The 26,452-nt window shown below is 63.3% G+C and carries 24 protein-coding genes, 1 tRNA gene, 1 other RNA gene and 2 pseudogenes; 16 read left to right on the forward strand and 12 right to left on the reverse strand.

The genetic code is table 11. The annotated features are described in order from the left end of the window. Positions 1-315, forward strand: coding sequence for a hypothetical protein (locus H2O14_RS27315; RefSeq protein WP_246697340.1), 315 nt, complete (start codon positions 1-3; stop codon positions 313-315). After that, positions 261-3,305 carry a polysaccharide biosynthesis C-terminal domain-containing protein gene (locus H2O14_RS09335; protein WP_246697341.1) on the forward strand — a complete coding sequence of 1,015 codons (3,045 nt, stop codon included), beginning with the start codon at positions 261-263 and terminating at the stop codon, positions 3,303-3,305. Before H2O14_RS27315 ends, H2O14_RS09335 begins: the two co-directional genes overlap by 55 nt. A 53-nt stretch (positions 3,306-3,358) precedes the next feature. On the opposite strand, the gene dnaJ is transcribed toward H2O14_RS09335, so the two are convergent. The 4 genes and pseudogenes from dnaJ to H2O14_RS09355 form a co-directional block, all read right to left on the reverse strand. Next, complete coding sequence (gene dnaJ / locus H2O14_RS09340; protein WP_182827431.1) at positions 3,359-4,507, reverse strand: molecular chaperone DnaJ; 1,149 nt, start codon at positions 4,505-4,507, stop codon at positions 3,359-3,361. Between the two features lie 130 nt (positions 4,508-4,637). Beyond that, positions 4,638-6,548, reverse strand: a complete 1,911-nt coding sequence (dnaK, locus tag H2O14_RS09345) for a molecular chaperone DnaK (protein ID WP_182827432.1) — start codon at positions 6,546-6,548, stop codon at positions 4,638-4,640. A 269-nt stretch (positions 6,549-6,817) separates the two neighbouring features. Then, positions 6,818-9,074 (reverse strand): annotated as a pseudogene (locus H2O14_RS09350) (transglycosylase domain-containing protein). 174 nt (positions 9,075-9,248) lie between these two features. Further along, positions 9,249-10,634 (reverse strand): dipeptidase, encoded by a 1,386-nt coding sequence (locus tag H2O14_RS09355; protein WP_182827433.1) that lies wholly within the window; start codon positions 10,632-10,634, stop codon positions 9,249-9,251. Between H2O14_RS09355 and H2O14_RS09360 the strand changes: the two genes are divergently transcribed. From H2O14_RS09360 to H2O14_RS09390, 7 genes and pseudogenes are all read left to right on the forward strand, one after another. Continuing rightward, positions 10,618-10,764 carry a hypothetical protein gene (locus H2O14_RS09360; protein ID WP_182829473.1) on the forward strand — a complete coding sequence of 49 codons (147 nt, stop codon included), beginning with the start codon at positions 10,618-10,620 and terminating at the stop codon, positions 10,762-10,764. The two genes, H2O14_RS09355 and H2O14_RS09360, sit on opposite strands and share 17 nt — an antisense overlap. Before the next feature lie 49 nt (positions 10,765-10,813). Beyond that, entirely contained in the window at positions 10,814-11,197 is a 384-nt protein-coding gene (locus tag H2O14_RS09365; protein WP_182827434.1) for a methylglyoxal synthase, read from the forward strand. A gap of 89 nt (positions 11,198-11,286) precedes the next feature. Continuing rightward, positions 11,287-12,230 (forward strand): annotated as a pseudogene (locus H2O14_RS09370) (glucokinase). A gap of 86 nt (positions 12,231-12,316) precedes the next feature. Then, a complete protein-coding gene (locus H2O14_RS09375) occupies positions 12,317-14,089 on the forward strand; it encodes an ABC transporter ATP-binding protein (protein WP_409526913.1) in 1,773 nt (590 codons plus the stop codon). Next, positions 14,089-14,916, forward strand: coding sequence for a 4-hydroxy-tetrahydrodipicolinate reductase (gene dapB / locus H2O14_RS09380; RefSeq protein ID WP_246697342.1), 828 nt, complete (start codon positions 14,089-14,091; stop codon positions 14,914-14,916). Before H2O14_RS09375 ends, dapB begins: the two co-directional genes overlap by 1 nt. Before the next feature lie 27 nt (positions 14,917-14,943). Continuing rightward, entirely contained in the window at positions 14,944-15,579 is a 636-nt protein-coding gene (locus H2O14_RS09385) for a 2,3-bisphosphoglycerate-dependent phosphoglycerate mutase (protein WP_182827435.1), read from the forward strand. A gap of 60 nt (positions 15,580-15,639) precedes the next feature. Next, positions 15,640-16,509, forward strand: a complete 870-nt coding sequence (locus tag H2O14_RS09390; protein ID WP_182827436.1) for an aldose 1-epimerase family protein — start codon at positions 15,640-15,642, stop codon at positions 16,507-16,509. Here the strand turns inward: H2O14_RS09390 and H2O14_RS09395 are convergent, their stop codons facing one another. Both H2O14_RS09395 and H2O14_RS09400 read right to left on the reverse strand, forming a co-directional pair. After that, positions 16,510-17,394: a bifunctional helix-turn-helix domain-containing protein/methylated-DNA--[protein]-cysteine S-methyltransferase gene (locus tag H2O14_RS09395; RefSeq protein ID WP_182827437.1), complete on the reverse strand. Its 885-nt coding sequence runs from the start codon at positions 17,392-17,394 to the stop codon at positions 16,510-16,512. Positions 17,395-17,464: 70 nt separating this feature from the next. Then, positions 17,465-17,968: a DUF2244 domain-containing protein gene (locus tag H2O14_RS09400; RefSeq protein ID WP_182827438.1), complete on the reverse strand. Its 504-nt coding sequence runs from the start codon at positions 17,966-17,968 to the stop codon at positions 17,465-17,467. 70 nt (positions 17,969-18,038) lie between these two features. Between H2O14_RS09400 and nth the strand changes: the two genes are divergently transcribed. Further along, positions 18,039-18,740 carry an endonuclease III gene (nth, locus tag H2O14_RS09405; RefSeq protein WP_182827439.1) on the forward strand — a complete coding sequence of 234 codons (702 nt, stop codon included), beginning with the start codon at positions 18,039-18,041 and terminating at the stop codon, positions 18,738-18,740. Positions 18,741-18,745: 5 nt separating this feature from the next. Here the strand turns inward: nth and H2O14_RS09410 are convergent, their stop codons facing one another. Continuing rightward, a complete protein-coding gene (locus H2O14_RS09410) occupies positions 18,746-19,456 on the reverse strand; it encodes a sulfate transporter family protein (protein ID WP_182827440.1) in 711 nt (236 codons plus the stop codon). An 85-nt stretch (positions 19,457-19,541) separates the two neighbouring features. Between H2O14_RS09410 and H2O14_RS09415 the strand changes: the two genes are divergently transcribed. After that, complete coding sequence (locus H2O14_RS09415) at positions 19,542-19,859, forward strand: SelT/SelW/SelH family protein (protein ID WP_182827441.1); 318 nt, start codon at positions 19,542-19,544, stop codon at positions 19,857-19,859. Between the two features lie 49 nt (positions 19,860-19,908). Here the strand turns inward: H2O14_RS09415 and H2O14_RS09420 are convergent, their stop codons facing one another. Next, entirely contained in the window at positions 19,909-20,304 is a 396-nt protein-coding gene (locus H2O14_RS09420; RefSeq protein ID WP_182827442.1) for a BA14K family protein, read from the reverse strand. Positions 20,305-20,613: 309 nt separating this feature from the next. Here H2O14_RS09420 and H2O14_RS09425 point away from each other — a divergent pair. After that, positions 20,614-20,698: transfer RNA gene (locus H2O14_RS09425), tRNA-Leu, on the forward strand. Between the two features lie 136 nt (positions 20,699-20,834). Next, positions 20,835-21,713, forward strand: a complete 879-nt coding sequence (locus H2O14_RS09430; protein WP_182827443.1) for a helix-turn-helix domain-containing protein — start codon at positions 20,835-20,837, stop codon at positions 21,711-21,713. A gap of 7 nt (positions 21,714-21,720) precedes the next feature. Here the strand turns inward: H2O14_RS09430 and H2O14_RS09435 are convergent, their stop codons facing one another. The 3 genes from H2O14_RS09435 to H2O14_RS09445 are packed head-to-tail and all read right to left on the reverse strand — an operon-like array spanning position 21,721 to position 23,646. Then, a complete protein-coding gene (locus H2O14_RS09435) occupies positions 21,721-22,221 on the reverse strand; it encodes a heme-degrading domain-containing protein (protein WP_182827444.1) in 501 nt (166 codons plus the stop codon). A gap of 58 nt (positions 22,222-22,279) precedes the next feature. Next, entirely contained in the window at positions 22,280-23,245 is a 966-nt protein-coding gene (nudC, locus tag H2O14_RS09440) for an NAD(+) diphosphatase (protein WP_182827445.1), read from the reverse strand. After that, entirely contained in the window at positions 23,245-23,646 is a 402-nt protein-coding gene (locus H2O14_RS09445; RefSeq protein WP_182827446.1) for an HIT domain-containing protein, read from the reverse strand. The genes nudC and H2O14_RS09445 overlap by 1 nt, the downstream gene beginning before the upstream one ends. A gap of 101 nt (positions 23,647-23,747) precedes the next feature. On the opposite strand from H2O14_RS09445, the gene ffs reads away from it, so the two are divergent. The 3 genes from ffs (at position 23,748) to H2O14_RS09460 (ending at position 26,108) form a co-directional block, all read left to right on the forward strand. Continuing rightward, positions 23,748-23,845, forward strand: an RNA gene (gene ffs / locus H2O14_RS09450) — signal recognition particle sRNA small type. Positions 23,846-23,957: 112 nt separating this feature from the next. After that, positions 23,958-25,769, forward strand: a complete 1,812-nt coding sequence (locus tag H2O14_RS09455) for a DNA polymerase III subunit gamma/tau (RefSeq protein ID WP_182827447.1) — start codon at positions 23,958-23,960, stop codon at positions 25,767-25,769. A gap of 15 nt (positions 25,770-25,784) precedes the next feature. Then, complete coding sequence (locus H2O14_RS09460) at positions 25,785-26,108, forward strand: YbaB/EbfC family nucleoid-associated protein (RefSeq protein ID WP_182827448.1); 324 nt, start codon at positions 25,785-25,787, stop codon at positions 26,106-26,108. Here the strand turns inward: H2O14_RS09460 and H2O14_RS28835 are convergent, their stop codons facing one another. After that, positions 26,109-26,381, reverse strand: coding sequence for a hypothetical protein (locus tag H2O14_RS28835; protein ID WP_312858582.1), 273 nt, complete (start codon positions 26,379-26,381; stop codon positions 26,109-26,111). Positions 26,382-26,452: the final 71 nt, after the last annotated feature.

Genomic DNA, 26,452 nt, shown 5'->3' on the forward strand with positions numbered 1-26,452 from the left:
ATGTCTAAAAACATCATGGCGAACTCGATGCTCAATGCCGCGGCGGGTATGCTGCTGCTTGTCACCGGTTTTGTCTGCTCGATCGTCGCCGCGCGCCTGCTCGGCCCGGAAGCCAATGGCGTGATCGCCTTCTCGCTATGGTTCGCCACCACCGGCGCTCTCGTCGCCGAGCTCGGCACGGGCGTGCTGCTGATGCGCATGCTGCCCAAACTCAAGGTCGAGGGCTATGACGAAAAGCGGCGGCGCGGCTTCGCCGCCCTTTGCTCACCCCGACGCTCATTTCCACGGTGGTGCTGGCCGCGCTCTACGGCGTGATATTCCTCGGCTCGGAGGAGCTTCACTGGATCGACACGGGGCCCGAGGTCGCGCTGCTGACCGGCGGTCTGTTCGTGCTTCAGTCGATCGGGGCCTTCACCAAGAATTACCTGATCGGCGAACAAAGGCTCGGAGCCTTTTTCAAGCTTACCGCCATCGCGTCGGTGGTTCAGTTGACCACGGTGGCGGCCGGCGCGGTCTTTCACGGCGTCGAGGGCGCGCTGCTCGGTTATGCGGCCGGCCAAGCGGTCATGTTTCTCTACACATTGACGCTGATGTTCGAGCGCCGCGACTTCTGCGACACGCCGGCCAAATTCCTGGTGTCGTCGTCGCTGGCTTTGTCGGCCGGCTATGTGATCGACTCGGTGTTTCTCAACCGGATCGAGATCCTGTTCCTGCAGCAGTTCTGGGACGTGAAGATGGTCGGCTTTTACGCCGTCAGCCTGTCGCTCGCCAATCTGGCGCTACAGCTTCCGGTGCAGCTGACGGGAAGCCTGTTGCCCTATTACGCCGCCCAACGCCAGTCGAACAACGGCCAACAGATGAACGCCGATGTCTTCACATCCGTCATTCGCGCCCTGTTCTACCTCACCTTGCCGATGAGCCTCGGCTTGGCCGGGGTCGCAACCCCGCTGGTAACGTCGGTGTTCGGCGAGGAATTCGCGCCGGCCGGTCCGATGGTGGCGCTGATCGCGCTGTCGGCTCCGGCCTATGTGATGATGCAGATCCTCACCCAATATCTCTTTTCGCTCGACATGATGAAGAGCCGCTTGTTTGCGGGCCTGATCGGCAGCGTGGTGATCGTTGTCGGCTGCTTCGTCGCCGTTCCCGCTTTCGGAGGCGAAGGCGCGGCCATCGCTCGCCTCGCGGCCTTCACCCTGATGTGCATGGCGATGATCCGGATGACCGGCTTCGGCAAGAACCTCCACGGTCTTTACAGCGTGCTCGCCAAGGTGACGATCGCCTCGGCTCTGGTGGGCGGCGTGGCTTATGTCGTCTCCGATTTCGTTCCGGGCATCACGGGTCTCGTGCTCGCCATCGCGATCGGCTTCGTCGTCTATCCCGTCGCCCTCAGATTGACGCGGGCGATCCCGAGGGAAGACGGCGCAATGCTGCGCGCGCTCGCGGGCCGCGCGCCGGGAAAAGCGGGAAAAGCCGCCGGCAAAATCGTGCGCTGGGTGGCGCCGCGCACATTGGATGCGTCGTCGCCGCAGCCTAGCCTCGCCTTGGAAGCTCCCGGCGCAGGCCGTCAGGCAGCCCACGCCGTGGCCTTCGAGGGCAATGCGGGGCTCTACCAGCCGGAAGCCGAAGGTGTCGCCCGGCGTGACGCCGCAGTCCTTCTGCTCTCGCCCTGGGGGTTCGAAGAACTCTGCAGCCGCAAATTCTACCGTATTCTCGCCGAAGACCTTTCCGAAGCCGGCCTGCCCAGCCTGCGGTTCGACTATCCGGGCACAGGCGATTCCCGTGACCTGGCAGATCATGAAGGCATGGAGGCCTGGGAGGCTTCGATTATCGCCGCCGCGGCGAAACTCAGGGCGCTCACCGGGCTCGACCGCCTCATACTGATCGGCCAAGGTCCCGGCGCGGCGCTTGCCCAAAAGACGGCCGATCGGCTCGGCGAGATCGGCGCGATCGTGATGCTGGCGCCGATGCTGAGCGGCAGACTCTACCTCCGGGAAACGGCTCTGATGTCGACGGCGGTGGATCAGGCTCTCGGCCTTCGCGAAGATCAACGCGACAAGGTCCATGTGAGTATCGCCGGCTTCAAATTGCCGGAGGCGATCGCGACAGCGTTGAAAGCGATAAATTTCGGCTTGGCGCCGAAAGCGACGGCTCCGCACTATCTCTTGCTCTCTAAGCCTTCGTCCGGCGCGGAAGCGCAGCTCGCCGAGGCGCTCCGCCAGCAAGGCGCGTTCGCCGATGTCGAACCATTCACCGGTTATGAGACGCTGGTCGCCAACCCGACCATCCAGGTCATGCCGCTTCAGACGATCACGCGCATTGTGGATTGGGCGCTCGACAAGACGGGGCCGACACAGACACGCAGTGCCCGACCGGCCGGCGCCGATACTGTCAATACGGACGACTATGTCGAGACGGGCGTACGTTTCGGCGACGGCGAGCGGCTGCACGGAATCCTCTGCGAGCCCGTGGATGCACCGAACGGACTTCGCGCGCTCATTCTCAGCACCGCCTATGATCGCGCCTCGGGCTGGGGCCGAAGCGGGACGGACCTGTCGCGGAGTCTCGCGAAAGCCGGCATAGCCTCGCTGCGCTATGACGCCGCCAATGTCGGGGACAGCCCGCCGGTTTCGGGCGCCGCGCCGCAGGTCCTCTATTCTCCGGACCAGATTGTCGATGCGCGCCAGGCGATCGATGTTCTCGAAGCGCGATTGGGCGCGGGACCGCTGATCCTGTCCGGACGGTGCAGCGGCGCCTATGTCGCCTTGAGAACGGCCCATGCCGATCCGCGCGTCAGCGCCTTCATGGCCGTCAATCCCTATACCTATTACTGGGACCCGACCAAACCGGTGGACGGCGCGCTGACTTTCGTGCCCCGCAGCCTGGATGATTACGGCCAGAGGCTCGCAAGGGTCGATACGTTCAAGCGCCTCATGAAGGGCGATATCGACGTGCCCGCGGCGGCGCGCAACATCTCATTGGCGCTCTACAGGCGCCTGCTGGCGAAGCTGAAGCCTGTGTTGCGCTTCATCGATTCGGCCGGCCCCGTGCATCACGAGACCGTCGAGATGTTCCGCACCTACGCCCTGCGCGACACTTCGGCGATTCTCGCCTATAGCGAAGGGGATGTGGGCGTCGAGGCCCTGCGCAAGCATTTCGGCGACAATGGCGAAAAGCTTGCGGCCTTTCCGAACGTGAAGCTGGTGATGATTCCTGACGCCGATCACAATCTGACGCCGCAGGCAGCTAAGGATCAGGCCATGGCGGAGCTGATGGAGCTCGCGCGGCTCCATGCCGCTCCCAAATGAAAACGGCGGGCCGTTGACGGCCCGCCGCATCCTTTTCGAAAATCGCTGCGACGTCAGTCGCTCAGCGTGTCGAAGAAATCCTTCATCTTGGCGAAGAAGCCCGTGGATTCCGGATTGTTTTCCTTGGACGAGATCTTCTGGAATTCCTCCAGAAGCTCCCGCTGGCGCTTGGTCAGCTTCTGCGGCGTCTCCACCACGATCTGCACATAGAGATCGCCGGTCTGGTGCGAGCGCAAAACCGGCATGCCCTTGCCCTTCAGGCGGAACTGCTTGCCGGTCGGCGTGCCCTCGGGAACAGTGACGCGCGACTTGGTGCCGTCGAGCGTCGAGATCTCGAATTTGCCGCCGAGCGCCGCCGTCGCCATGGGAATGGTGACCATGCAATAGAGGTCGGCGCCGTCGCGTTTGTAGAAGGAATGCGGCTTGACCGACATGAAGATATAGAGATCGCCGGCGGGCCCGCCGCGCAATCCGGCCTCGCCCTCGCCCTGCAGGCGAATGCGGGTGCCGTCTTCGATGCCGGCCGGAATGTTGACCTGCAGCGAGCGCTCTTCCGTGACGCGGCCCTGGCCGTGACACTTGGTGCAGGGATCGCTGATGGTCTGGCCGCGGCCGTGACAGGTCGGGCAGGTCCGTTCGATCGAGAAGAAGCCTTGCGTCGCCCGGACCCGGCCGGAGCCGTGGCAGGTGCCGCAGGTCGTCGGCTTTGTGCCGGGCTTGGCGCCGGTGCCGGTGCAGACGTCGCAGGTGATGGAGGTCGGCACGCGAACCTGCGCCACCTTGCCCGCGAAGGCTTCCTCGAGCGAAATTTCCATATTGTAGCGGAGGTCGTCGCCACGCTCGCGGCCCTGAGCGCCGCCGCCGGCGCCGCGACGTCGCCCGCCGCCCATCATTTCCCCGAAGATATCCTCGAAGATGTCGGAGAAGCCTCCGGCGCCCGCGCCGAAGCCTGCGCCCGGACCGCCGCCGCCGCCCTGCTCGAATGCCGCGTGACCGAAGCGGTCATAGGCGGAACGCTTCTGCGGATCCTTGAGGGTTTCGTATGCCTCGTTGATTTCCTTGAACTTCTTCTCGGCGGCCGCATCGCCCGGATTTTTGTCGGGATGCCACTTCATCGCGAGCTTGCGGAAGGCGCTTTTCAGCTCCTTCTCGTCCGCCGTCTTGCTCACGCCGAGCGTCTCGTAAAAATCAGCTTTTGCCATGTTTGAAAACCATGCGCGCTAGCCGCGCATCACCACGTGGATTGAGGAACCGCCTCCGATCGGGCCCGACCCGAAGGGAAGCGGATTTGAAGAGGCCTGCAAGCTGGGCTTGCAGGCCGGCATTTCAGGTTCAGGCCGACTTCTTCTTGTCGTCGCTGACATCCTCATAATCCGCGTCGACAATGCCGTCGTCGTCCTTTTCGGCGCCGTCGCCGGCGCCGCCTTCGGCCTGCTGGGCCTCATACATCGCCTGACCGAGCTTCATGGACACTTCCAGAAGGTTCTGGGTCTTGGCCTTGACGTCTTCAGGATCGATATCCGCGCCTTCGATCGAAGACTTCAGAGCCTCGATAGCGGCCTGGATCGCGCCGCGGTCGGCTTCGGTCACCTTGTCGCCATAGTCCTTGAGGGACTTCTCGGTCGAATGAACAAGGCTTTCGGCCTGGTTCTTCGCCTCGACGCCCTCGCGACGCTTCTTGTCGGCCTCGGCATTGGCTTCGGCGTCCTTGACCATCTTTTCGATGTCGGCGTCGGACAGACCGCCGGAAGCCTGGATGCGGATCTGGTGCTCCTTGCCGGTGCCCTTGTCCTTGGCCGAAACCTGCACGATGCCGTTGGCGTCGATATCGAAGGTGACTTCGATCTGCGGCACGCCGCGCGGCGCCGGCGGAATGCCGACGAGGTCGAACTGGCCGAGCATCTTGTTGTCGCCCGCCATTTCGCGCTCGCCCTGATAGACGCGGATCGTCACGGCCTGCTGGCCGTCTTCGGCAGTCGAGAAGACCTGGCTCTTCTTGGTCGGGATCGTCGTGTTGCGATCGATCAGACGGGTGAAGACGCCGCCGAGGGTTTCGATGCCGAGCGACAGCGGGGTCACGTCGAGCAGCAGCACGTCCTTGACGTCGCCCTGGAGAACGCCGGCCTGGATGGCCGCGCCCATGGCCACGACTTCATCCGGATTGACGCCCTTGTGCGGCTCCTTGCCGAACAGCTGCTTGACGATTTCCTGCACCTTGGGCATGCGGCTCATGCCGCCGACGAGCACGACCTCGTCGATCTCGGCAGCCGAAACGCCGGCGTCCTTGAGCGCAGCCTTGCACGGCGCGACCGTGCGCTGCACGAGATCGTCGACCAGGCTTTCGAACTTGGCGCGGGTCAGCTTCATGGTCAGGTGCTTCGGACCGGTGGCGTCCGCCGTGATGAACGGCAGGTTGATTTCGGTCTGCTGCGAGGACGACAGTTCGATCTTGGCCTTTTCGGCGGCTTCCTTGAGGCGCTGCAGGGCGAGCTTGTCGTTCTTGAGCTCGATGCCCTGCTCCTTCTTGAACTCGGTCGCGAGATATTCGACCAGACGCATGTCGAAGTCTTCACCGCCCAGGAAGGTGTCGCCATTGGTGGACTTCACCTCGAACACGCCGTCGCCGATTTCGAGGACGGAGATATCGAAGGTGCCGCCGCCCAAGTCGTAGACGGCGATGGTCTTGCCTTCATTCTTGTCGAGGCCGTAAGCGAGCGCGGCCGCCGTCGGTTCGTTGATGATGCGCAGGACTTCGAGACCGGCGATCTTGCCGGCGTCCTTGGTGGCCTGACGCTGGGCGTCGTTGAAGTAGGCCGGAACGGTGATGACGGCCTTTTCGACCTTCTCGCCGAGATAGGCTTCGGCGGTTTCCTTCATCTTCTGAAGGATCATGGCGGAGACCTGCGAGGGCGAGTAGCCCGTGCCGCGGCTCTCGACCCATGCGTCGCCATTGCCGGCCTTGATGATCTTGTAGGGAACGAGGCCCTTGTCCTTTTCCACGGTCGGATCGTCGTGACGGCGGCCGATGAGGCGCTTCACGGCGAAGACGGTGTTTTCAGGGTTGGTGACCGCCTGGCGCTTGGCAGGCTGACCGACGAGACGCTCGCCTTCTTCCGTAAAGGCCACCATCGACGGGGTGGTGCGGGCGCCTTCGGAGTTTTCGATCACCTTTGCATCCTTGCCATCCATGATGGCGACGCAGGAATTGGTGGTTCCGAGGTCGATACCGATAACTTTTGCCATTTTCACTTCTCTCCTTGTAGCAGGCTGCAGGGACCCTTCAGGCGGCGTTCCCTCGCAACCCCCGTTTGGATGGGTACATTTGCGAATTTTTCGGAGCCGGAGCTCCTTGTATGCGGGGTATATAAGGAGGCATTTTTGCCTGTGCAAGGCGTCCACACAGGCTCGCCAAACCAATTTTCCTGCAAAGAAGCCAGAAAATCACGGCGGTTAGGCAAGCTCCCCCGCGAGCTTGCGCGGAGCTTTAGGCAAGGTCGCGCATGCGGCCGCGGCTATTGTTGCATGATGACGTCTAGCAGCGTCGAATTGGCGCGTCGCTGGGGCTGGCCGCCGGCGTTTTCACCGACATCCATGGGCGGCGTCAGGCCCGGATCGGCGTCGTTGCGTTCCTGGCGGATGACCTGTTCTATGTCTTGCGTCGGCAATCCCTGCGGGTCGACCTGCCGCCGACCGCCCGGCTGCTGCTGCTGCTCGCCATCGGCCCCGCCCAGGGCATGACTGATCATGTCGAACAGGCTGTCGCGGCGCTGCTCGTCGCCGCCGGTCGAAGCAATGAGGTCGGAGGAATCGCCGCCGATGCCCGGCAGCGGCTCGGGCTTGAGCCCCTGATGGGCGGCGGTCATGAACTGGCTCCAGACCTCGGCCGGCAGGCCGCCGCCCGTGACCTTCTTCATCGAGGCGCCGTCGTCATTGCCGAACCAGACGCCGGTGGCGAGATTAGAGGTGTAGCCCACGAACAGCGCGTCGCGGAAGGACTGCGTCGTGCCGGTTTTTCCGGCCGCCTGCCATCCGGCGAGTTTCGCCTTCTTGCCCGTGCCCTTGGTGATGACGCCCGCCATCATCATGTTCATTTCGGCGGCGATCTGCGGCGACAACACCTTGGGCGGCGTCTCGTACTTGTTCTCGTAAAGCACCCTGCCGGAGGCCGTGGTGATGCGACGGATGAGGTGCGGCGTCGCCTTGTAGCCGCCGTTCATGAAGGGCGCGTAGGAGGCGGTCAATTCGACCAGCGACACTTCCGATGTGCCGAGCGCAATGGAGGCGTTGTCCTGGATATCGGACTCGATGCCCATGCGATGGGCGAATTTCACGACATTGGCCGGCCCCGCCGTCATCACCAGTTGTGCTGCGATGGTGTTGAGCGAGTTGGCGAGCGCGTTTGCGAGAGACACAGGCCCACGATATTTGTTGTCGTAATTCTCAGGCGTCCATTTTCCGATGCGAACAGGCGCGTCGTTGAGAACGGAGGCCGGCGTCAGGCCGCGCTCGAGGGCTGCAGCGTAGACGAAGGGCTTGAAGGCGGAACCTGGTTGACGCTTGGCCTTGAAGGCGCGGTTGAATTGGCTTCTGGCGTAGTCGCGGCCGCCGACCACGGCGCGAATTGCGCCGGCGCCGTCGATCGACACCAGCGCGCCCTGGGAGACGCCCAGCCGTTTGCCATCCTTGGAAAGCGCCGCCTGCACCGCTTTTTCCGCAGCGCGCTCCAGCGTCCGGTCGAGCGTGGTGTCGACGACGACGTCCTCTTTCACGTCGCCGATCAATGCAGGCAGTTCGTCCATCACCATGTCGGCGGCGTAATGCTCGGCGCCGGACCAGTAGCTCTTGGCCTTGGGCGGCTGCTGGCTGGTGGCCATCTTCATGTCGTCGGCGCTGATATAGCCTTGCTCTTCCATCGCAGCGAGCACGAGCCTGGCGCGCTCCATGGCGCCCTTGGGATTCTTGGCCGGCGACAGCGCGGAAGGCGCCTTGAGCAGAGCCGCGAGGATCGCCGCTTCGGTGAGATTCACATCCCGGGCGGATTTGTTGAAGTAGCGGCGCGAGGCCGCCTCTACGCCATAGGAATTCGAGCCGAAGAACACGCGGTTGAGATACATCGCAAGGATCTGGTCCTTGGTGTATTTGCTCTCGAGCCAGAAGGCGAGCAGCACTTCCTGCACCTTGCGCTCCAGCGTCCGGTCCGGCGTCAGGAACATGTTCTTGGCGAGCTGCTGGGTGATGGTCGAGCCCCCTGCACCATCCGCCCCGACATGATGTTGCGCGCCATGGCGCGGGAGAAACCGATCGGATCGAAGCCGAAATGCGAATAGAAGCGCCGATCCTCGATCGCGATCACCGCCTCGGGAATATAGGGAGACATGGCTTCGAGGGGGATGGCCTCGCCGCCCGTCGAACCGCGATTGGCGAGCAGTTCGCCGTTGACGTCGACGATCTTGATGTTTGGCGGCCGGTCCGGCATGGCCCAGCTTTCGGCGTTGGGCATTCGTGAGCCGTAATAGATCAGCACGCCGGCGGCGGCGATGCCGCCCCAGAGGCAGAGAACCAGCGACCAATAGATCGCCCTGCGGATCAGCCCGAAAAAGCCGCCGCCGGATGAACGGGAGCGTCCGCGCACGGTTTTCGTCCGCTTCTTCACCGGCGCACGCCCTCCCCTCTCGCGGGGATCGGCGCGCAGCTCGTCGTCGCGACGTGCGCGTGAGCCCCCTCGAAGGAAGGTTCGATTCGTGTGCCGTTTCTAGATTTTCCCGCCATCAGATCCGATGTTTCGCTTGCCCGTGTCGTTGTCGACGGCCTGAACTTTAAATGTGGCGATTTAACGGGTCGTTAACTCTCGGGCTCAGCGAGAGCTTTGCCGCCGAAAGCATGCCGCCGCCCCGACCTCGCGATCGCGGCGACGATGTTTCAAGACGGTGCAATGTCGGTCGCTCAGGCGGCCAGCGCCGCCATGATGCGGATCCAGGAGCGAATGCCCTTGTGGAAGGAGCGCAGCTCATATTTTTCGTTCGGCGAATGAATGCGGTCGTCCGACAGGCCGAATCCGGCCAGCAGCGATTCCATGCCGAGCATGCGCTGGAAATCGCCGACGATCGGGATGGAGCCGCCCATGCCGATCATCACGGCGGGCTTTTCCCATTCCGCCGTCAGCGCCTCGCGCGCCTTGTTGAGCATCTGCGAATCATAGGGCAGCTGAATGGCGGGCGAGCCGCCATGCTGATGGAACTCGACGGAGCAATCAGCCGGGATCTTGGACTTCACGAAGGCGCGGAAGCTGTCGCGGATCTTGTCCGGATCCTGCTTGCCGACGAGGCGGAAGGAGACCTTGGCGGAGGCCTGGGCCGCGATGACGGTCTTGAAGCCCTCGCCGGTATAGCCGCCGGTGATGCCGTTGACCTCGGCCGTCGGCCGCGCCCAGGTGAGCTCCATGACGCTGCGGCCCTTTTCGCCCGAGGGGACGGAGAGACCGATTTCGCCGAGGAACTTGTCCGACGTCATGCCCAGGGTTTCCCACATGGCCTTGACGTGATCGGGCGTCTCCTCGACGCCATCATAGAATCCGGGCAGCGTGACCTTGCCGGTCTCGTCGTGCAGGCCGGCGAGGATGTCGGCGAGAATATGGATCGGGTTGGCGGCCGCGCCGCCGAAATAGCCCGAATGCAGATCGCGATCCGCGGCCTTGACCACGATCTCCTCGCCCACGAGGCCGCGCAGGCCGGCGGAGATGGCCGGCGTCTGGCTATCCCACATATTGGTGTCGCAGACGAGCGCAAAATCCGCCTTGAGCTCAGTGGCGTTGGCTTCGAGGAAGGGCTTGAGCGAGGGCGAACCGGATTCCTCTTCGCCTTCGAACAGGATGCTCACCTTCACCGGCAGCGCGCCATGCGCCTCCTTATAGGCGCGGCAGGCTTCGACGAAGGTCAGAAGCTGGCCCTTGTCGTCGGAGGTTCCGCGACCCGAAATCACCTTGCGGCCGTTGAGCTCGCGAATCTGGGGCTGGAACGGATCGGTTTCCCAGAGATTGACGGGATCGACCGGCTGAACGTCGTAGTGACCATAAAACAGCACGTGCGGCGCATCTTCCCGCGCGCCGGCATGATGGGCGACGACCATCGGATGGCCGGGTGTGGCGCGCACGGAGGCCTCGAAGCCGAGCGCCTTGAGATCGTCGACCAGCCATTGGGCGGCCGCCGCGCACTCGTCTTTATAGGCCGGATCGGTCGAGATCGACTTGATGCGGCACAGAGCAAACATTTTCTCGAGGCTGGAATCGAGATTGGCGTCGGCTTTGGACAGGACGGTGTCGATCATGCTCATGGCGATCCTCGCTGGTCGGAAACTGATTTGCCCTTGTTTAGCCGATCCGTCCGGCATTTTCGCCCTTGGCCACGGAAATTTTCTCCTGCTCGACTTTGCTCTTCTCAAATCGATTGAAATTCCTTTTTGAACTCATGGACAAATCCGATATAGGCTCAGGCTCGGACAGGGAGAGGCCGATGACGGTTCGCAAAACCATAGCGCTCATCGCGCATGACCAGAAAAAAGACGACATGGCCGCTTTCGCCAGCGAGCATCAGGCCGAACTCATGCGGTTCGACATCGTGGCGACCGGGACGACCGGAGGTCGGATTCTCGACGCATGTCCGACGCTCGCGGTCCAGCGCCTGAAGAGCGGCCCGCTCGGCGGCGACCAGCAGATCGGCGCGATGATCGCCGAAGGCAAGGTCGAGATGCTGCTGTTCTTCACGGACCCCCTCACCTCCATGCCGCATGATGTGGATGTCAAAGCCTTGACACGGCTCGCCACGGTCTATGACATACCGATGGCGCTGAACCGCGCCACGGCAGAGCTTCTCATCACCTGCTTCGACAAGGCATAATTTCCAGGCGGACACTTCATGGCGAGACAAGACGAACATTCCCCTTCCCTATTCTGGTGGGGGACATCGGCGGCACGAATGCGCGCTTCATGCTGCTGACGGACGCCGCCGCCGAGCCGCAGGTCTTCCCGATCCTGCAAACCGCCAAATATGACACGATCGACGACGCGATCCGTCAGGGGTGTTGCCCGAGGCCTTGGCTGCGCCGCGCTCGGCGATCCTCGCGGTGGCGGGACCGATCAACGGCGATGAAATTCCGCTGACCAATTGCCCTTGGGTGGTTCGTCCCAAGGCGATGATATCCGAACTCGGCTTCGTCGATGTCATGGTCGTCAACGATTTCGAGGCGCAGGCGCTGGCGGTCTCCACGCTCGGCGGCGACGATCAGGTCAAGCTCGGGCCGGGCGAGCCGCTCGAGGGTCATTCCAAAGTCGTGCTCGGTCCCGGCACCGGCCTCGGCGTCGGCGGCCTCGTGCATGCGCTCGACGCCTGGATCCCCGTGCCCGGCGAAGGCGGACATGTCGATCTCGGGCCGCGCAGCAAGCGCGATTACCAGATCTTCCCGCATGTCGAAGAGCTGGACGGTCGTATCTCCGCCGAGCAGATCCTATGCGGCCGCGGCCTCGTCAATCTCTACCGCGCCATCTGCATCGCCGATGGCCAGGAGCCGATCTTCACCGATCCCGCCGACATCTCGACCCATGGCCTGGCCGGCGACAACAAGGCGGCGTCGGAAGCGCTGTCGCTGTTCGTGACCTATCTCGGCCGCGTGGCCGGCGACATGGCGATGATCTTCATGGCGCGCGGCGGCGTCTATCTCTCGGGCGGCATTCCTCAGAAGATCCTGCCGGCGCTCGAAAAGCCCGAATTCCGCGCCGCCTTCGAAGACAAGGCGCCGCATCAGGCGTTGCTCGGCTCGATCCCGACCTATGTGGTGACGCATCCGCTTGCCGCATTGGCCGGCCTCTCGGCCTATGCCCGCGCGCCCGAGCGCTTCGGCGTGTCCACCGCCGGTCGTCGCTGGCGGAAATGACTGTTCAAGCGCCCGCGCCGGGGCTATAGCCCCGGACGCATCAGGCGAGGATAAAAAGCGTTGAGCGAAAAAAGCCGAACCAGACGGTGGACAGGGCGAAGATCTTCCCGGTGATCAAGCGCGTCTTCGCGGAGAACGCGCGTGATCACATCGCCGGCTACGCCTTCGCAATCGCCTGCCTGGTCACGGTGGCGGGCTCGACGGCCTTCACCGCCTGGATCATGGAATCGGTCATCAACGAGACTTTCGAGAACAAGCGCGCCGATCTCGTCTGGATCATCTGCCTGGCGATCTTCGTCGCCTTCGCGCTCAAAGGTCTCGCATCCTATGGGCAGGCGGTCGCGCTGCAGAAAATCGGCAATTCCATCGTGGCGCGGTACCAGAAGCGCCTGTTCAGCCATATGATGGCGCTGGACATCGGCTATTTCTCGGAATCCCGCTCGTCGCGTCTGTCGGCGACGGTCGCGCAGAACGTCAACGGCATCCGCGACACGCTCAACCTCACCATCACGTCGATCGCGCGCGATGCGCTAACCTTCGTGGCCCTGGTCGGCGTGATGATCTCCAAGGATCCGCTGCTGTCGATGGTGTTCTTCGCCGCAGCGCCTCCGCTATTTCTCGCCATGCGCGCCATCGCCAAGAAGCTGCGCGTCGCCTCCAAGGAAGCGGTGGAATTCAACGCGCATGTGATCGGCGCCATGCAGGAGACGATCCAGGGGCTGGCCATCGTCAAGGCCTTCACCATGGAAGACCAGTTGCGCCAACGGGTTTTCCGATTGATCGAGATGGCGGAGGGGCGCAGCAACCGTATCGCCCGCCTGTCGGAACGCACCTCGCCGCTGACGGATTCCTTCGCCGGGGCGGCGGTGTCGCTGGTCATCGGTTACGCCGCCTATCAGTCAATCTATCAGGGCCAGTTGCCGGGCGCCTTCATCGCCTTCATCACCTCGCTGCTGCTCGCATATGATCCCGCGCGGCGGCTGATCCGGGTGCAGGTGCAAATGGAGCGCGCCTACGTCAACGCCAAGATGATCTACGACATCCTGGACACGCCGATCCCGATGCGCGAGGAGCCGGACGCCAAGCCGCTCACCGTCACCGAGGGACGGATCGAATTCGAGAATGTCGTCTTCGGCTATGGCGACGAAGAGATCCTGCATGGCGTGTCCTTCACCGCGGACGGCGGCCGGACCACCGCCTTCGCCGGGCCCTCCGGCGCCGGCAAGTCCACCATCATCAGTCTCATTCCGCGCTTTTACGATCCGCGCGCGGGACGCATCCTGATCGACGGCCAAGATCTCCGTTATGTGACCAAACAGTCTCTGCGGGAAAAGCTCGCTTATGTGTCGCAGGCGGCGCTGCTGTTCGAAGGCACGATCCGCGACAATATCCGCTATGGCCGGCCCGACGCCACCGACGCCGAGATCGAGGAAGCGGCGCGGCTGGCTTACGCGCATGATTTCATCAGCGCCCTGCCCAGGGGATATGACACGCCGGTGGGCGAAAACGGCGCCAATCTCTCCGGCGGCCAGCGCCAGCGCCTGTCGATCGCCCGCGCGCTGGTTAGGAACGCGCCGATCCTGTTGCTCGACGAGGCGACTTCGGCGCTCGACAATGAATCGGAAGCCGCCGTCCAGAAAGCCTTCGACAACGCCATGAAGGGCCGCACTGTCGTGGTGATCGCCCACCGGCTGTCGACCATCGCCGGCGCCGACAAGATCATCGTCATGGAAGACGGCCATATCGCGGAACAGGGCACGCATGAAATGCTTGCGAAGGAAGAAGGCGGTCTCTACGCTCGCCTCAACCGGCTGCAGGGAAGACGAGACGAGCCGCGGATCGCGGCAGGGATAGAATGATGACCGAGACGAATACCAATATGAAGCTGGTCGTGGTGGCGGGCGCCGCCGGCCGGATGGGGCAGACGATCATTCGCGCCGTGCAGTCGACGCCGGGCCTCAAGCTGCATGCCGCGATCGAGCGCGAAGGCTCCAGCGCCACCGGCAAGGACGCAGGCGAAATCGCCGGCATCGGCCCGATCGGCGTGCCCGTGACCAATGATCCGCTAAAGGCTTTTCTCGATGCGCATGCCGTCATCGACTTCACCACGCCGGCCTCGACGATCGAATTTGCAGCGCTGGCCGCGCAGGCGCGCATCGTGCATGTGATCGGCACGACCGGCTGTTCGGAAGAAGACGAGGACAAGATCCGCGCCGCCAGCCGCCATGCCCGCATCGTCAAATCCGGCAATATGAGCCTCGGCGTCAATCTTCTGGGCGTGTTGGTGCGCCGCGCCGCGGCCGCGCTGGCCGCCGCCGACTGGGATATCGAGGTGCTGGAAATGCACCACAACAAGAAAGTCGACGCGCCCTCGGGCACCGCCCTGCTGCTCGGCGCAGAAGCCGCCAAGGGCCGCGGGATCGACCTGCTCGCCAACGCGGTGAAGGTGCGCGACGGCCATACCGGCCCGCGTGAAGCCGGATCGATCGGCTTCGCCACACTGCGCGGCGGCGGGGTCATCGGCGATCACTCCGTCATCCTGGCCAGCGATTCAGAAATGGTGACGCTGTCTCACCGCGCCGGCGACCGGTCGCTGTTCGCCAAGGGTGCGCTGAAGGCCGCCGAATGGGCTTATGACAAGAAGCCCGGACTTTACGACATGCTCGACGTGCTCGGGCTGGATTGATTTATAAACATCGAAGAGAGGAATCCCATGAGCGGAACTTTGGTGCTCGTCCGTCACGGCCAGAGCGAATGGAACCTGAAGAACCTTTTCACCGGCTGGCGCGACCCCGACCTGACCGAGCTCGGCGTCAGCGAAGCCACGGCTGGCGGTGAAGCACTTGCCGCCACCGGCATCAAGTTCGACGTGGCCTATACGTCGGCGTTGACCCGCGCGCAGCGCACCTGCCAGATCATTCTGGATTGCGTGGGCCAGAGCAGCCTCGAAACGATCAAGGACCAGGCGCTCAACGAGCGCGATTATGGCGATCTCTCCGGCCTCAACAAGGACGACGCCCGCGCCAAGTGGGGCGAAGAGCAGGTGCATATCTGGCGCCGCTCCTATGACGTTCCGCCTCCCGGCGGCGAAAGCCTGAAGGACACCGGCGCCCGCGTCTGGCCCTATTACATGACCGACATCCTGCCGCAGGTGCTTTCGGGCAAGACGGTGCTGGTGGCGGCGCATGGCAACTCGCTGCGTTCGCTGCTGATGGTGCTCGACCGTCTCGACCGCGAGAAGATCCTCGGCGTCAACCTCGCCACCGGCGTGCCGATGGTCTACAAACTGAATGCGGATTCGACCGTCAAATCCAAGGACGTGCTGGGCGATATGTCCGGCGCCCACTAAGGTTTCGAGGCGGGCTCCGGCCCGCCTTTTCGTTTCAAGCTCCGTCCGAAGGAGATCATTATGCCGAGCCTCACCCGCATCGAAAATCATGCGCTCGCAATCGAGGTGTCCTCGCTCGGCGCGGAGATGCAGCGCGTTACGTCCCGCGACGGCCGCAACTGGCTGTGGAACGGCGACGCCGCTTATTGGAACGGCCGCTCGCCGATCCTCTTCCCGATCGTCGGCAAGGCGATCGACAATCGGGTCGGCATCGGCGGCAAGGCTTATGAGATGAACCAGCATGGCTTCGCCCGCCGCAGCGAATTTACGCTCGCGGACGCAACGGAGACCGCTTGCCGCTACGAACTGACGGCAAGCGCCGCCACCCGCGCCGTGTACCCCTTCGATTTCCGGCTATCGCTCACCCATGCGCTGGAAGGCCATGCGCTGACGGTCGAGACCGTGGTCGACAATCTCGGCGACGAGGCCATGCCATTCGGCCTCGGCTACCATCCCGCCTTCGTCTGGCCGCTGCCGGGCGCCGAGGGCAGGCCGCATATGGTGAGCCTGGAAAATGCTGCAGAGCCGGGGCTATCGACGCTCGATGGCGGGCTGCGCAAGCCTGGTCTCTTCCCTTCGCCCTTCAAGGATGGCCATCTCGTGCTCGACCACGCGCTGTTTGCCGACGATGCGCTGGTGTTCCCCGAAGGCGCAGGCGACGTGCTGACCTACGCCGCCGAGGGCGGGCCGACCCTCAGATTCCGGTTCGAGAACCTGCCCAATCTCGCGCTCTGGACCAAGCCCGGCGCACCCTTCCTCTGCATCGAGCCCTGGCATGGCACAGCGCCCATGGTCGGCGACGGCGACGCGCTGGAGACGCGGCCCTATACGATGACGCTCGAGCCGGGCGGCTCGGCGCGCTTCGCCTTCAGCGTCGAATTCCCGCTCTGATCAGAGCTGGGCGGCTTCCCAGCCCAGCATCGCCCGCTTGCGGGTCAATCCCCAGTGATAACCCGTGAGCGCGCCGGATTTGCCGATGGCGCGATGGCAGGGCACGACGAAGGAAACGGGATTGCGCCCAACGGCGGCGCCGACGGCGCGAGAAGCTTTTGGCGCGCCGATCTTGCAGGCGATGTCGGAATAGGTCGAGAGACCGCCGAGCGGGATGTCCAGCAATTGCTCCCAGACCCGCACCTGGAAATCGGTGCCGATGAGGACGACGCGCAACGGCTCTTCCGCTCGCCAGCGCGCCGGATCGAAGATACGGGCGGCGTAAGGCGACAACGCCGGCTCGTCGGCGATGAAATGCGCCTCCGGCCAGCGTTGCGTCATATCCGACAGCGCCGCCTCGTCGCCGGCGGCGTCGGAGAAGCCGAGGCCGCATAATCCGCGATCCGTCGCCATCAGCAAAGCGCGGCCGAACTGCGAGGGGAAGAAGCCGTAGCGAATCTCAAGCCCGCGTCCTTGCGTCTTCCATTCGCCCGGCGACATCGCCTCATGGGTGACGAAGAGATCATGCAGGCGACCGGGGCCGGATAGCCCCAATTCGAAGGAGGCGTCGAGCAGAGGCAGACGCTCCTGGCCCAGGAGCCGTTTGGCGTGATCGAGGGTGACCGCCTGCAGGAACGCCTTCGGGGAAAGCCCCGCCCAGCGGGTAAAGGTCTTCTGTAATTCCTGCGGATCGCGGCCGATCGCGCGACCGATATCTTCGAGCGTCGGCTGGGCGCGGTAGTGATCGGTCAAATGGGCGATGACGCTGCAGACGGTCGTGTAGTCGTCTCCCTCCGGGGTGACGTCGAGCGCGGTGGCGGCATCAAAATGCGGGGCGATGGTCATGGGTTCATCCTCTCTCGCCCTGTTGTGGCACGGGCGCAGGAAGGCCGCCACCCGATTTGCGCAAACGCGGTCAGACGCGGCGCTTGATGTCGGCGAGCGCTGCGGTGAAAGCCTTTGCGAAGCTATCGCGCTCTTCGGGGCCGAGGAACTTGCCGAGCGTCGTGCGCCTGGCGCGCTCGACGACCGCCATGTCGGTAATGCCGAATTCTGCATGCCGCGCCACATCGAAGCGCGCCCAGAACGGGTTGTATTGGCTCTTGCGCACGAACCCGGCCGGGGTGACTTTGTGGATATCGAGTTGGTTGCGGCTCAACCGAACGATCTCCCTGGCCCGCGCAGCCCGATAGTTCAGCCAGAAAGCGCCGTAGAGAAGCGCGAGGTCCAGCCCGAAAAACATGGCGACCGGCAGCGCATTGGTGGCAAGGAAAAAAACCACGTTGATCAGCGTCACCGCTACGGACAGACCCATCAACACCCGAAAACCGATAGGGCCGAGAGAACGATGCGGCTTGAGCTCGGCGGTGAACACCGCCGGCTCCCCGTTGAACCCGCTTTCGACAGTGGCTAGAGTCATGGGCAAACTATAGGGCAAATATGACAAACAGCAAGACGACCGCCGCCGCCAGGCCAGCGACAAAAAGCCCGTGCGGAAGAAGAAATTCCGCTGTCCCTACGCGCCCGAGGAGATCGAGGAAATCTTCCGTCGCTTTTCCATCCAGCGGCCCGAACCGAAGGGCGAGCTCCATCACACCAACGCCTTTACGCTGTTGGTGGCGGTGGCGCTATCGGCGCAGGCGACCGACGCCGGCGTCAACCGCGCCACACGCCCGCTCTTTCCGCTGGTGGACACGCCGGAAAAGATGCTGGACTTCGGCGAAGAGCGACTGCGCGAGGCGATCAAGACGATCGGCCTCTTCCGCAACAAGGCGAAGAATGTCATCGCGTTGTCCCAGAGGCTGGTCGCCAATTTCGGCGGACAGGTGCCGCGCACCCGGGAGGAACTGGTGACGCTGCCGGGCGTGGGCCGCAAGACGGCCAATGTGGTGCTGTCGATGGCCTTCGGCATACCCTCGCTCGCCGTCGACACCCACATTTTCCGCATCGGCAACCGCTTGAAGATCGCGCCGGGCAAGACGCCCGACGAGGTCGAGGATAAATTCTTGTCGATCATCCCCGACCACTATCTTTTCCACGCCCATCACTGGCTGATCCTGCATGGCCGCTATTGCTGCAAGGCGCGCAAACCCGAATGCGAGAAATGCGTGATCGCCGATATCTGCAAATCGCCCGAGAAGAGCTGGGATGTGCCCGCTCCCCTCGTGGAGCTGCCGCCGCAGGTGTTTTGAGGCAATCAGCGGACCGCAGGCGATGTTGCCCTGAGCGCCTTGTGCAGATGGATCATCGTGGCGGCGGCAAACAGCGGCGTCAGCAGATTGAGGATGGGGATGAATAGGAACAGCGCGACCAGCAGGCCGGCCATCATGACCGAACCGCGATTGTTCTTTCGGAATTGACGCGCGCCTTCTACGCCGAGATGGCGCGACGCGGCGAATTCGAAATATTCGCGGCCGATGAGATAGCCGTTGACGACGAAGAAAATCACCAGATTGACGCCCGGCACGAGCAGCAGGAACAGCGCCAGGATGTTTGCTGCGACGACGACCAGAAAGAACTGCAACGACGACCAGAGAGACTGTCCGAGCGGCAGCGCCACGCCTGGCGCTTCACCGGGATAGTCGCGCTTCTCGATGATCTCGGCGGCGTCATCCAGGAAGAAGCCGGCGACGATGGCGCTGATCGGCGCTATGAGCATGGCGAGCGCGGCGGCGAGCCCCAGCGCCGCCAGCAGACCGGCGACGAAGGTCAGCCATCCAGCCCAGGACGGCAGGTCCGGCAGATAGGCCGCGACCCAGGGCATGATCACGTCCATGAAGACTTCCCGCAGGCCGAGCCACAGCGCCGCGAGCGCCAGAATGGTCAGGCCGAGCACTTTCCAGAACACGCCCCGGATTTCCGGCGCGAAAAGATCGGCCAGGGCGCGGCTGGCGGCAGTGAGGATCATCAGGCGTCTCCAACTTGATTTTCGGCAGATGTCGGCGCCCGCCCGCGGCTTTGCAAGGGCGCTTGGGTGATGGTATCACCGCGCCATGACTGAAAAACCTCGCATCACCATTCTCTACTGCACCCAATGCAACTGGCTTCTCCGGGCCGGCTGGATGGCGCAGGAGCTCTTGCAGACCTTCGGCCAGACCCTGGGCGAGGTGGCGCTCATTCCGGGCACAGGCGGAAATTTCGAGATCCGGGTCGATGAAGACCTCGTCTGGGAGCGCAAGCGCGACGGCGGCTTTCCCGGCCCCAAGGAACTCAAGCAGAGGATCCGGGACATTGTCGAGCCCGAGCGCGACCTCGGCCACACCGATCGCGCCGACAAGAACGCAACGTCGGCGTCTACGGGCGACCAATAAAAAGAGCGGCGTTTTGCGCGCCGCTCCCTCAGTCGTGTTGAGCCGCGCCTCAGCGATAGGGCGAACGGCAGACCTTGTAATAGCCGTCATAGGCCAGGAAGCGGTTGGTCGCGGGATTGTAGGACTGATAGCGATTGAGGCACCAGCGCACATGGGCGTTGCCGCCGGTGCGGACGATCACCCGCGGAGCCGGTCGCACGATCACCCGCGGCGCCACATAGACGGTGCGCGGACGATAATAACGCGGCCGAATCACGACGCGCGGGCCGGGACGATAGACGCGGCGGCAATTCCAGCGATTGCAGACCACTCTCGCCTTGGTGACGTCCGTGGTCTTTTCGACCTGGAGCGGCTGCATGGACGGCTGGGCTTCCGCGATCGTCACGGGAGCGGCTCCTGCCAGCGCGAGAACGCCGGCGATGATGAATTTGCTCAAATTCGGCATTTCAGATCCTCTCTTATTGTGAAGCGTTCCGCTTCTAGGTGTCCCTTGCGCCAGACGTTTGGCCGTCCCTTGTTATTCGCGGGAATATTCTTCCTGCGCTCAGCCTTTGCAACACAAATGTACCCGTCTTGGTTCCAAATATCACACGTCGGACATTTAGCATTTGCTTCAGATCATGGACGCAAAATTTTTTTGCGCCGCGGAAGTCTGGAAATCTCGACCCTCGGGTTCGATCGCCTTTTCGCAGCGCACATTTCTGCAAATTGTCTGTTGACACAAAACGGTCACGCGGCTACACGCTCCCTCGTCGCCCAGATGGCGGAATTGGTAGACGCGCAGGTTTCAGGTACCTGTGCCGCGAGGCGTGGAGGTTCGAGTCCTCTTCTGGGCACCAAATTCCCACCTATTTTCAATAGGTTAAAAAGCCCGCCGAAAGGCGGGCTTTTGCTTTGACATTTGTCATTTGCCTTGCGCGCCGACACGTTTCGCGCAAGATATCGTCATTACCCTCGCCACGGGAGAGCCGTGACATGCAAGACGCAAACATATTGGATCTCGATTTCCGCGAACCCGAATCGACGCCAGACTTCGAGCGTGTGGTCAACTGGCGCGGCTTCGCGCTTCAGCACACCAGCATCATGCTGCCGACCGAGTATGAATTCACCTGGACCGGCGCGACGCATTATTTCGCCGCCCATGATCTCGTCCTCGAGAGAGGCGAAATGCATGTCGACGGACTGGAGCCGATCTCCGGACGCGATCTGCGCAACAAGATGACCTATATTCCGGGCGGAAACTCGCTTTCCGGCTGGGCGGCGCCGGTCAACCGCAAAAACAGCTTCACCATCGTCAATTTCGAACCTGCGCTGATTGCCGAAGAACTGGAGCGCGACTTCTCGGAAAGCGCCTTCAAGCCGCAGGTTTATTTCGAAGACGAGCGCCTGGCCTCGACGATGCGCAAGATCGAGCGGCATCTGATCGAAGGCGGCTCGAATCTGCACCTCGAGACGCTCGGTCTGCTGGCCACGCTGGAGATCGCCGAATTCATGGTCGCGGAGACGCGTCACGTCTCCTTCCGCCGCGGCGGGCTCAATCGGATGCAGATGAAGATGCTCACCGAATATATCGACGCCCATCTGGCCGAAGACGTATCGCTCGACCGTCTGGCGGGTCTCGTGCGATTGAGCCGCTTCCATTTCTCCCGATCGTTCAAATCGGCGTTTGGCGTCTCGCCGGTGAAGTTCGTCACCGGTCGCCGGCTCGCCAAGGCGAAGCTGCTGCTGGCGGGACCGCGTCTTGGCCTTTCCGAAGTGGCCGCCGCCGTTGGTTTCGGCAGCGTCCAGCAATTCATCAAAGTGTTCCGCGAGGACACGCGGATGACGCCCGGCGAATATCGTCGGAGCCTTTGAACGGGTCTCAGATCTGCGGCAGATCGATCTTCAGATAGGCCGCGATCGCCTCCACCGCCATGCGGTGATCGTCGCGTTGCGGCAGGCCCGAAACGGTGAGCGCCGCGACGACCAGGCCGCCGCGTGAGAGGCGGATCGGGAAACTGCCGCCATGCGCCGCATAGTCCATGAGATCGAGGCCGATGTCCGGCCCGACGCTGCGCTGCTTCTCCGCAAGCGACTGGCCGTAAAGCAGGGAGGACTGACTGAAGCGCAGGGTGATATTGCTCTTGCGCCGCACCCATTCGTCGTTGTCTGCAGCCGAACCCTGCAGGCTGGCATGAAAGAGAATGCGGTTGGGCGTGCGAATATCGACGACCACGGGCGCGTGCTGCGTCCGGGCGATGGCCATGGTCATGCAGCCGAGATCGAAGGCGTCGTCTTCACTGAAATGCTGGAACACGGCCAGCTTTTCCTGTCGCTTCAGCGTTTCGAGCAACTCTGCTCCGGCGTCTTTCGTCTTGCTCATACAATCCTCCTCGGTAGCGTCTGCAATCCTGGCGCGACGATCTTCAAGATCTGCGGCGTCAAACCGATGGCCAATCCAGCCAGTCGCGAATCAATCGATAGGCCACCGCGCCGCTGACCGGAACGGTGATGTCTTCAGGGTGGACGCCGGCGATCATCGCGACCACCTCGTCCCGCGAAAACCAGCGGCAATCTTCCAGCTCCCGGGTGTCGCGAGAAATGGCCAGCGTGGCGGCTTCGGCGTAGCAACCGATCATCAGCGAATGCGGCATCGGCCAGGCTTGGCTGGCGTGATACCGCACGCAATCGGTTTCAATGCCTGACTCTTCCAGCGTCTCGCGGCGAACCGCCGCCTCGATGGTTTCTCCCGGCTCCAGAAAGCCTGCGAGGCAGGAATACATGCCGGGCGGAAAATGCGGCGAACGCCCCAACAGGCACCGATCGCCTTCGACGTCGATCGCCAGCATGATCACCACCGGATCGGTGCGCGGGAAATGCTCGGCGCCGCAGCCCGTGCATTTGCGCCTGTAGCCGCCGGCCTTCGGCTCGGTCTTTGCGCCGCAGCGGCCGCAAAAGCGCGCGCCGAGCGACCAGGCCATCATCGCCGAAGCCTGAGCCGCCTCGCCCAGCGCCGCGTCATTCAACAGCGCCTCACGCATCAGGGCCCTGCAATCGGCGAATTTGAGATGGTCGAGGGGTGTTTCGGGATCGACGCCGACCGGCGCCGCGAGCCGAGGCGCGCCGCTTTCCTCGAAACCGAGCAGGATCGCTTCATCGAAGTCCGGCTTCAGGTCCGGCAGTTCATAGGGCGCGAACAGGGGATCGATCACCTCGTTCTCATGCTTGAGGACGAGCTTGGCCCCCGCCAACGCATAAAATAGCGCGCCGTCGATGCGAATCGCAGCCTCGATACAATCGTCATCGCGATGCTCGGAGCGGCGATCGAGACGATTGCCGGAGAATGCGACGAGGCTCGAGGCTTCGGGATGCGGCCGGGGACTGTCGAAAATACTGCGGCTGCGCATCAGATCGCCTCCAGGATGCGGTTGGCGAAGGCGTCGATCTCTTCGGCGCCATAGGGTTCGCGGACGCCGTAGCCCCAGACCGGCGCCGGCCAGTTGGGATCGCCCGCATTGCGGGCCACGACATGCACATGCAGTTGCCGGACGATATTGCCGATCGCCGCGATGTTGACCTTGTCGCAGCCGGTGACTTTCTTCAAGGCCGCGCCGACCAGATTGGTTTCGAAGGTCAGCATGGCCTGGTCGAGCGGCGCGAGGTCGAACAATTCCGACAAACCGTCGCGCTGGGGAACCAGGATGAGCCACGGCCAACGACGATCGTTCATCATCCGGAGCTCACATAGTCCGATGCGAACGATCAATACGGAATCATTCGACAATCTCTCATCCAGCGTGAACGCCATGGGGACCCTTTCCCTATCCTGATCTTCTTTTTCCTCTCCAGATATCAGATAATTTCAAGATTGGCTTGCAATCAGAAAAGATATTGACGATATGGACGGCGGGAGGCTGGTGGTGGACGCGCCACTCGCCAACTTGGTCAGGTCCGGAAGGAAGCAGCCACAACGAGCTTCGGTACGGGTCATCGTGCCGGCCTCCCACCCTCTCTTTTCCCGTGGATCACAAGCAGGAACGGCCCGGCGGAATTTCCATTTTCCGCTCGGATGCTTTAGCCTGCGCCGGCGAAAAGATCGCGATCAAAGGCGGATGAAGCTTGAGCGCAGAGACTGACAAGACCGGCTACCGGGTTCTCGCCCGAAAATATCGCCCGAAGGACTTCTCCGACCTGATGGTCGGCCAGGAGGCGATGGTCCGCACGCTCACCAACGCGTTCGAGACAGGGCGCATCGCGCAAGCCTATATGCTGACCGGCGTCCGCGGCGTGGGCAAGACCACCACCGCCCGCATTCTCGCCCGCGCGCTCAATTACAAGACCGAAACGATCGACAAGCCGACCATCGACCTGCGCGAGCCGGGCCTGCATTGCCAGGCGATCATGGAAGGCCGCCATGTCGACGTGATCGAAATGGACGCCGCCTCCCATACCGGCATCGACGACATCCGCGAGATCATCGAGCAGGTGCGCTACAAGCCGGCCTCGGCCCGCTACAAGGTCTATATCATCGACGAAGTGCATATGCTGTCGACGGCCGCGTTCAACGGATTGTTGAAGACGCTGGAAGAGCCGCCGGAACATGTGAAATTCATTTTCGCCACCACCGAAATCCGCAAGGTGCCGGTGACCGTGCTGTCGCGCTGCCAGCGCTTCGACCTCAGGCGCATCTCGGCGGCGGATCTCACTCATCTGTTCAGCACCATCGCCGGGAAGGAAGGCATCCAGGCGGAGACCGAGGCTCTGGCGCTGATCGCCCGCGCCGCCGAGGGCTCGGCGCGCGACGGCCTATCGCTGATGGATCAGGCGATCGCGCATGGCGCGGGCGTGGTGGAGACGGACGCGGTGCGCGCCATGCTCGGTCTCGCCGATCGCGCCCGCATCGCCGATCTCTTCGGCCATGTCGTCAAGGGCGATGTGGCCGCCGCGCTCAACGAGTTTTCCGAACAATACGCCGCGGGCGCCAATCCGGTGGTGGTGCTGAACGATCTGGCCGATTTCACCCATCTGGTGACCAGGCTCAAATATATTCCCGACGCCGCCAACGACCCCTCGCTCTCCGAGATCGAGCGGGTGCAGGGGGCGGACTTCGCCAAATCCATCGCGGTGACCGCGCTGTCGCGGATCTGGCAGATGCTGCTCAAGGGCATTCCGGAAACGGAAAACGCCTCTCGCCCGTTCGGCGCGGCGGAGATGGTTTTGATCCGGCTCGCCCATGCCGGCTCGCTCCCCTCGCCCGAAGACGCCGCGCGGCGGCTGGCCGGCATGATCAACGGCGACGTGGGCTCACCGGCGCCCGCGCCGCGCGGCGGCAATGGCGGCGGCGCCCTGGCCATGGCGGTGTCGGACAACAGAAACTATCAATCCATGGCTCCATCGTCTCCGTCCGGCGGCGCGACCATGTTGCGCGCCGTTCCCTCATCCTCGCCGCAGCCGATGCAGGAAATGCGACCCTCGCCGGCCCCCAAGGCCGACGACGCGCCGAAAATCAATCTTCGCTCTCTCGCGGACGTCGCCCAGCTCGCCGGCGACAAACGGGACATGAAACTCAAAGCGCAGTTGCGTCAATTCGTGCGGCCGGTGCGCATGGAGCCCGGCAAGATCGAGCTGGCCTTGTCGCCCGACGCGCCGAAAAGCCTGGTCGGCGAGCTTTCGACGCGCCTGCGCGAATGGACCGGACAGCATTGGCTGGTGGTGATCTCGCGGGAACCCGGCGGGCTCACCCTCGTTGAGGCCGAAGCGAAGGAGCGCGACGACCGCGTGGCCGATGCGCGCGCCGACCCCGATGTCGCCGCCATTCTGGCGCGCTATCCGGGCGCGAAGATCACCGATGTGCGCGTCACGGCTGCGCCCGATGACGACAATGAAGACGCCGTCGCCGCTGACGAGGCGCTGGACGATTTCGACGAATAATAACAGGAGCGAATGATGAAAGACCTCATGGGCATGATGGGCAAGGTCAAGGAGATGCAGGCCAAGATGGAGAAAGTCCAGGCCGAGATCGCCGCCATGAGCATCGAAGGCAAGGCGGGCGGCGGACTGGTGACGGTCGTGCTCGACGGCAAGGGTCACATGACCTCGCTCAAGATCGATCCGTCCTTGTTCAAGGAAGACGATGTCGAGATCCTCGAAGACCTGATCGTCGCCGCCCATAAGGACGCCAAGGACAAGGGCGAAGCCCAGGCCCAGGAAAAGATGTCTGCGCTGACAGCCGGCATTCCGCTGCCGCCCGGCATGAAGTTCCCGTTCTGATCATTCTATCCGGCGATTGGGCCAGGGATTGACGCCCTGGCCCAGCCACAACAGCGTGTCGAGCCAGAAGCCCGCGGCGTGGTGGGCGCGAAACAGGTCGAAATGGCCGACCGACGCCTGGCCGAGATCATCGGGCTCCAGCATGACCGCCAGCCGGTCCGCACTGGTGTAGTAGGATAGAGACCGCCGCACCGCCGCAGGCGTGGCGAAGTCGTCGTCGGAAACGGTCACCGCCAGGATCGGCGCCGAAACGGCGGCGAACCGACCGCGCATATTCCGCTTTTCTCCTTCTGACGCTCCTCTTTCGATCTCTTTTCCTCGCAGCGCCCATTCGAGCGCGACGC

Source organism: Rhizobium sp. G21 (assembly GCF_014158035.1).
In the GTDB taxonomy this organism is placed as follows: Bacteria; Pseudomonadota; Alphaproteobacteria; order Rhizobiales; family Rhizobiaceae; genus Rhizobium_E.